Source organism: Mitsuaria sp. WAJ17 (assembly GCF_014174515.1).
GTDB lineage: Bacteria > Pseudomonadota > Gammaproteobacteria > Burkholderiales > Burkholderiaceae_C > Roseateles_B.
The window spans coordinates 1-6,532 of the sequence record NZ_JACJUG010000060.1; the positions used below are offsets into that span (position 1 = coordinate 1).

At 59.2% G+C, this 6,532-nt stretch carries 10 protein-coding genes; 2 read left to right on the forward strand and 8 right to left on the reverse strand.

Annotation, left to right across the window (positions count from 1 at the left end):
* Positions 1–222: 222 nt before the first annotated feature.
* The 5 genes from H5407_RS23050 to H5407_RS23070 form a co-directional block, all read right to left on the reverse strand.
* Complete coding sequence (locus tag H5407_RS23050; RefSeq protein WP_183106833.1) at positions 223–687, reverse strand: hypothetical protein; 465 nt, start codon at positions 685–687, stop codon at positions 223–225.
* A 3-nt stretch (positions 688–690) separates the two neighbouring features.
* The gene (locus H5407_RS23055; protein ID WP_183106834.1) at positions 691–963 is read right to left on the reverse strand and encodes a hypothetical protein; all 273 of its coding nucleotides are present in this window, start codon (positions 961–963) and stop codon (positions 691–693) included.
* A gap of 326 nt (positions 964–1,289) precedes the next feature.
* On the reverse strand, positions 1,290–1,727 hold the full coding sequence (locus tag H5407_RS23060) for a DUF6527 family protein (RefSeq protein ID WP_183106835.1): 438 nt from the start codon (positions 1,725–1,727) through the stop codon (positions 1,290–1,292).
* Positions 1,717–2,937 carry a ThiF family adenylyltransferase gene (locus H5407_RS23065; protein ID WP_183106836.1) on the reverse strand — a complete coding sequence of 407 codons (1,221 nt, stop codon included), beginning with the start codon at positions 2,935–2,937 and terminating at the stop codon, positions 1,717–1,719. Before H5407_RS23065 ends, H5407_RS23060 begins: the two co-directional genes overlap by 11 nt.
* Positions 2,912–3,187 (reverse strand): multiubiquitin domain-containing protein, encoded by a 276-nt coding sequence (locus H5407_RS23070; RefSeq protein ID WP_183106837.1) that lies wholly within the window; start codon positions 3,185–3,187, stop codon positions 2,912–2,914. The genes H5407_RS23065 and H5407_RS23070 overlap by 26 nt, the downstream gene beginning before the upstream one ends.
* Before the next feature lie 176 nt (positions 3,188–3,363).
* Here H5407_RS23070 and H5407_RS23075 point away from each other — a divergent pair, with 176 nt between their 5' ends.
* Complete coding sequence (locus H5407_RS23075; protein WP_183106838.1) at positions 3,364–3,702, forward strand: helix-turn-helix domain-containing protein; 339 nt, start codon at positions 3,364–3,366, stop codon at positions 3,700–3,702.
* Positions 3,689–4,489, forward strand: coding sequence for an ImmA/IrrE family metallo-endopeptidase (locus H5407_RS23080; protein WP_183106839.1), 801 nt, complete (start codon positions 3,689–3,691; stop codon positions 4,487–4,489). The genes H5407_RS23075 and H5407_RS23080 overlap by 14 nt, the downstream gene beginning before the upstream one ends.
* Positions 4,490–4,670: 181 nt before the next feature.
* Here H5407_RS23080 and H5407_RS23085 read toward each other — a convergent pair whose 3' ends face one another.
* From H5407_RS23085 to H5407_RS23095, 3 genes are all read right to left on the reverse strand, one after another.
* Positions 4,671–4,994: a hypothetical protein gene (locus H5407_RS23085; RefSeq protein WP_183106840.1), complete on the reverse strand. Its 324-nt coding sequence runs from the start codon at positions 4,992–4,994 to the stop codon at positions 4,671–4,673.
* Between the two features lie 70 nt (positions 4,995–5,064).
* A complete protein-coding gene (locus H5407_RS23090) occupies positions 5,065–5,364 on the reverse strand; it encodes a hypothetical protein (RefSeq protein ID WP_183106841.1) in 300 nt (99 codons plus the stop codon).
* A gap of 111 nt (positions 5,365–5,475) precedes the next feature.
* Positions 5,476–5,856 (reverse strand): hypothetical protein, encoded by a 381-nt coding sequence (locus H5407_RS23095; RefSeq protein ID WP_183106842.1) that lies wholly within the window; start codon positions 5,854–5,856, stop codon positions 5,476–5,478.
* Positions 5,857–6,532: the final 676 nt, after the last annotated feature.

Sequence of the window (6,532 nt, forward strand, 5' to 3'; positions counted from 1 at the left end):
GACAACCGCCGCCGCACGCGCCGCGGTTTCCTCCCCCGAGGTTTATCCGACACCTGCCCTCAGGTCGGCGTGATGCACGGCCCTGGGCTGCGCGACGGGCAGGTGTCGGACAAACCTAAACTGAAGCGGTCATCGCTGAGGCACGCACTCGCTTTGCGCATCATCCTCCCCCGAACTGCATGCCTTCGGCACAAACGAGCCCTGCAAGCCTTCGGTTGGCCTTCAAACTGTTGGGTACAACATCCGCTCATTCGAAGAACTGTGGTCGTCCTCCCAAAGTAGTCGAATAGCGTGCTTGCTGGCAGAGCCCATCGAGACTGCGGCGATGAGGTCCACCGAACCATGCGGCTGCATGACCTCAAGCGGAAACTTGCTCTCGACATCGCTGGAGATGAAGACGCTCTCGCAGCTTGCATCTGCGAACTCGATGCGAACGTGCCTAGCCGCGGCCTTCCCACGGTTGAATACTCGCAGCCGGTACCCGGCTCCAATCCTCAAGAAGTTCGCGTCAAGTTCTGCCTGCCTGGATGCCTTGACCTCGGCATCCTCCTTGCGCTGCAATGTTCGGTTGAGCAGTTCCTGGTTCTCAAAGAACTTCTTCTGCCGCTCGTTGAACCGGTACGTGATGAAGAGCGCGGCGGCGGAGACGCCGAGCGCAAGCAGCGCGACATAGTCGGAGGATGTCATCGCTTATCGAAGCTTGATGAACTTGTTGCCGCGGAAAGCGTCGCGGAGTGTCCGGTGCACCATCTGCTCCAGCTCCTTCTTGGCCTCGCTAACGACCTCTTTCTTTGCAGCCTCAATGAGCTCGGAGTTGGAGCTTTCCAGCTCATCGCGGCGCAGTTGCCTGCCGCAGGATGTGCAGGTCACGATTCCGCTGAGGCCTGCGTCCTCGTCGAACTGAAAAGCGGTCTTCCCGCAGGTGGGGCATTGCAGGCTAACCTGGCGCCGGATGTCTTTCATGCGATTCTCCAGAGGCTTCGTTCGAGTGCTCAGCGCTGGCTTAGCGCTTCACCTTTTGTGTCAGAACGCTGCCAGCCACGGATTTCGAAGCGGGCGACGTCCGAGTGCTATCGAGAGTCCTTGCTGCCTTCGTGGCAACTGCCGGCGAGGTGACCCGGCCGGCCCCTGCTTGAGACAGGGCGCTCCCAGCGACCGAGCGTTCGGTCTTGGTCGACGAGGTGCTGCGCAAGATTGCGGAGGCCGTGCTGGCCACCTTCGGCGAGGTCTTTTCATTCTTCGGCATGAGATCCCCTTTCTTACTCGGCGCGGACGCCACCGTCCATTGACTACAGCTTCAGCAACCGGCGCAGCGCACGCAGCACTCGGCCAAAGAAGCTACCCGATGCAGCGGCTCGCTGCTCATCTCGCTCGCGATTGATTTGGGCGACCTGGCTGGCTCGGTCTGCAAAGTCCCGTGCCTGAACCCGTTCAATCTGGCCCTTGCTCATGCTTCCCGCCCAGGAGATGCCATTTCGGCGAATCCAGTAGTGCGACCTGCAGGCGTAGTTCCAGTTGCCGATGGACGGGTGCAGGCTGACCTTTCCGCCGACCATGCTCAAGTGCCAATCCGCCGGCGACAAAGGAGTCACGACCTTCTCGCCGCACCCGCATGCGCAGAGGTGCGAGGCGGTACGGTACTTCTCGCTGACATACAGCACGCCGGGCTCGAGAAGCTTCGGAATGAACTCGACAAACTCCGGCCTGATAGCGCTACTAGCCTTCATCGCCATCTCCGAGGCCCGCGACCGTCTTCGCAAGCATGTTCTGGTTGACCGAGAACAGCATGTTCACCGTCGCAAAATCTGCCTGGTAGAAGCCGCAGTACTGCTTCCACAGCATCACAGCCATCTGCGCGTTGAGCGCGTTCATGTCGGCTACCTGGATGTTCTGACGATACAGGGCATCGTCATCACCATCCGCCAGCGGGACGCTGCTGTCGACGTGGTCGTTCAGGTCGGGAGTCACCAGGGTCGCGCGGCAGCTTCCGATGAGGCGCAGCGAGCCTTTGACCTGCTGCAAGTTCATGCCGACATCGACAAAGGGAATGCCGCGCGATTGCAGGAACTGGAAGATGAGGCGGCGAGCATCCGCCCGGTCGACGCACACGAAGACGAAGCTGAAGTCCGCCAATTCCGAGACATTGGTATCGTCCAAGAAGTATGGATGGCTGACGATGCCGCGGTGCATCGCGCTATAGCGCCGCTTGTAGATTTCGCCCTTGGGAAGCCGCGCGTCGATTTCGGCCTCGGTGGCGGCACCGGGAGAGCGAAACGCGCTGTGCTGCTCGAAGAGGTCGCCGTCGAAGAGCTCAATGCCTGGAACGGGCGTCTTGGCCAGCTGGTCAAGGACATAGCTGCCTGTGCCGCCCAGGCCTACGATGGCAACGTTCCCGATGGCCAACTGGGCCGATGTCATCAGAATCTCCGCCCGGGCCGATGCCGAGTCCGGGTACTGGAAGACCGACTCGTCCTCGCTGCGCTTCACGCCTCCAGCCTGCGCACGCGACCAGGGCTCAAGAACGCCGGCCTGCGCCTGAATCAGGTTGACGTAGTGCATCACCTTCTCGACATGCGTCTGGAAGTGGTCCACGCCGACCGGCTTGTTGGAGAACCGGAAATTGACCGTGCAACCAGGGAAGAGCTCCTGCCCTTGGTTTTCGTTTTCCAGTTCGGCCAGGCGTCGACGGTCCGCATAGCAGGGGTACTCGCCCTGCCACCAGACTTGATGGCTGTCGCCATGATTTGCATTCGGCGGAAGCAGCTGGCCGCCGGATTCCACGTACTTGCAGATGACCGTGCCGCGCTTCACTACCCCAGCTTCATTGACGTAAGGCACCTGGTGCACCAGCAAATGCTGCTGGCGCACCTCCACGTCGAATCCGGCCGCGGCGAGCTGCTGCAGGGCCGAATCAGGAGCGGTTGGTTTTGACGACATTGAAGCTCATCCCATCCTTGACGGTCACTTTCTGGCCCGGAGCCAGGGTGCCATCGTGGCCACGCGGGTTGGCGTAGGTGACGGAGTAGAGGATGTCGAACGGGCCACCCGGGAAGGCCAGGCGCACAACCTGTTCGTACGTCAGGTGGTTGTCCTTCACGGTCTCTTGCTGACCGTTGATGACGATGTTGAACGACTTCTCCTTACCTTTGGAGGCGTCGTCGTGATGGACAGAAGGTTCGATGGACATGCTGGGTACCTCTTGAGTCTGATGACAGCCGTGTGGATCGCGGTGGTCTGGATGGCCGCCTCGAGAACGCATCGTTAGATTAAGTGAACGCCTTATGCCTGTCAACTACAGCGAACGAATCGTTCGTAGACTAGAATTCCCACAACTAAAATCTGTTCGAACGCAGGGGAACGCGCATGTCGCTTGGCGCCAAGCTGGCGGAGCTTCGGCTTCGGAAGGGACAATCACTCCAGGACGTAGCAACAGCGGTGGGGGTCTCGAAGACCCACGTCTGGCAGTTGGAGAAGGGCGCAAGTGGCAATCCGTCGATGGACCTGCTCAAAAGCTTTGCGGCGCACTTTGATGTGCCGTTGACCTACTTGGCTGATGCCGAGAGCCAGGCCTCCCTGCAGGACGTGGAAGCACTGCAGTTCTTCCGTGATTTCAAGTCGCTATCAGAACAAGAGCAGGCTGTCTTGAAGCAAACTCTGGACCTCTTCAAGAACAAGAGGGCCCAGGGAGATGGTGGCACTTGACCTCATAGAGTTAGCCGACCTCGTTCGGCCGGAAGACTTGGTCGCTGAAATCATGCGGCAGAACCCGGCGATGCCAGTACCGGTGCCAATTGAAGAGCTAGCGCGCTTGGCAGGCATCTCGAAGATTTCAGCATTCGAGACCACGGGCTTTGAAGGCACGCTCATCACGAACCCCGAGAAGTCCGACGGGCACATCTTCTACAACTCCCGCGTACCTCGGCCGCGTCAGCGGTTCACGATAGGTCACGAGCTCGGCCACTTCTTGTTGCCGTGGCATCGCCAGGCGACGTTCAATTGCTCGGCGGATGACCTCAAGACCAGCAAGGCTGGGTGGGAGCTCGAGGCGAATCGGTTCTCCGCTGAGCTCCTCATGCCGCAAGCCCTGCTTGCCCGTGAATGCAGCCCCTCTCGCGAGTTCGACCTTGCCGACGTCATCCGGGTGCGGGACGCATTTGGCACGAGCATGGAGTCGACGATTCGCCGCATCATCGAGCGCAGTGAGCGTGCCTATGCCGTCGTGTTCTCACACGAGAACAAGGTCCGGTACACCAACTTCAGCGAGTACTTCACGGCCCGGCTGACCGTGCGGAAGGATTCGCCGCTGCCCGCTAAGAGCCTGAGCCGGCTGGACACCAGCAGCACCGATGACTGGAACGAAATCGATGCACACTGGTGGCTTGACGATTCCCAACGTGGGGTCACGCTGCCGGAATTTGTGTACGAACAGACGCTAGTACAGGATGACGGATACAAGGTGACGTTGCTTACCTACGACCCAGAGGATTAGGTCATACAAGCGCGACAAGCTGGGGCGTCCGCTATCAGCCTGCCACGGTCTTTCGCCAGGTGGCAGGCAGGTTCGCAGCGGGTGCGGTCCTTCGCTTTGACCAATTCGGCGCCCGAAATCGGGCAGTCAACGTCGGCGTTGACCGGCGCACTGCCAGTGCGTGTCCGTGTCGAACGACCAGCTAGACCGCATCCGCCTTGAACTCCTTCGCTTCGATCTCGATGCTTCCACCGCTCAATTCAAGGAATAGCAGGCCACCTTCGATCCTCCCGTTGCCGACATTTCCAGCACTTGCGTTGTTCTTGAGTTCAGCAACATCAATGCTGGTCGCGAAGCGCGAGACGCCTGTACAGAGAACTACAAACTGCTCCCGCTTCGGAGCCTGTTCGTCGTCGTAGAGCGAAACGGACAGCTTGACGGAGGGTGCTCCGGTTGCGTCCATTTCGAACGAGATGCCATGCAGCTGGCCGTCGTGCCAACAGGCGGATTCGAGACTGGTCTCCATAGATGCGGTCTAGCGTAAAAATTTAGCCGCGCCGTCAGGCGTCGGCTGCAATGCAGGGTTAGGCCATGGGCTATCCCATTACCAGATCAGGGTGCCCATTTTCGACAAGCCATTCGTTGAATCCCAGATCGGTGTTCGCTGATGCCCAACGAACTTTTTCAAAGTTCCTCCGAACACCGTCAAGTTGAGCCTTCGCGGCACGGATGTACTCATGAACTTCGGCAGCATTGAAAATATTGGGCACGTCGTAGCTCCAAGAACTCAGCAGACCCGTCACCTCTTCTGCGGTATTCTGGGCATGCTTAATTCCTTCCAGGGTTAACTGCTTTTTTTCCTCGAAGTAGTCCCGTTCCATTTTTCCATTACTCATAGATTGCTCCATTTTATTTGTAGGGAAAGCGCGCCGTCCGTCCAACGTTCGACGTAAGGGGCTGGCCGCAGGCCAGTCCCCTTGACGGAGGGGTTAGAGGGCTGGCGGGGATCAGAGGAACCTTGGTTGCCCCCACATGGCGACGTAGAGTGCGCGCAAGTCTTCAGGAATGATGGTCCAACCCCATTTCTTTGACTTCTCGTCGAGGTCATACACTAAATCCTCCATGTAGTAGACAGCAATGTACTCGTGCACCTTGTCGTCTGCTTCAGCTAGGAGACGAGAAACGTAGGCAAGATGCTCCCGCGCAACCTTCTCATTCCTCTCCCGAATGGCCTCGGAGGTCATGCTTGAGAACTCATTCATCATGCGAGTTGTGGCAAAGGAAACGCCGCCAATTTCTCTGGCGCAACGCTTCATGCGTTTCCCAACATCGGGGAACGTTCTCATGATGCCGAGGAGTAGGGCTCTAACGCTTGGGTCTATGTCCATGGAGCCCTCTAACTATTGGTTTATCCAGCACGGCGTGCTGCAGAACTCAGCGGCTTGCCGCTTAACCAACCGCGACTGTGCGCTTGCAAGTCCTTGATCCGCATCCACCATCGGACGATGGACTGTCGTTCCATACAGCATTTAATTTCCGCACAAACCGGCACCTCCCAGGCCGCGGATTGTGCCAGTCGCTTCCGGGGCATGTAACGATGGGTTTTCAATTTGGCAGGGAGGCATGCATGCCAAGTCCAACGCGCGAAATGCCGTCTCACGAAACGCTGCGGCCCGGCTCAGCACACCGTCTGCCGCCATTGACTGCACCTCGGCTGCTGGACCAGTTGCGCGAGCGGATCCGCTCTCTGCACTAAAGCCGCAGCACCGAGGACATCCGAACCGTGCAGGAACTGCTGGGCCACGCCGATGTGGCCACCACCAGATCTACACCCGTGTGCTCAAGGTCGGCGGTGGCGCCGTGCGAAGCCCATTGGACTCGCTCCCCACAGCTGAAACGCCGCAAAGCAGTCGTTGGTGAGTGGCCGCACCCAGCCTGAGGACTAAACCGCTCTCGCGGTAGCCGCTTCGGCCAGGCTCGCTGCCGCTCGAAGCCCTATTCCTGCCACCGTTGACCAGCGAGGCATTCCGCCTCGCTCTTCAACAGGAGCAGGATCATGAAGCC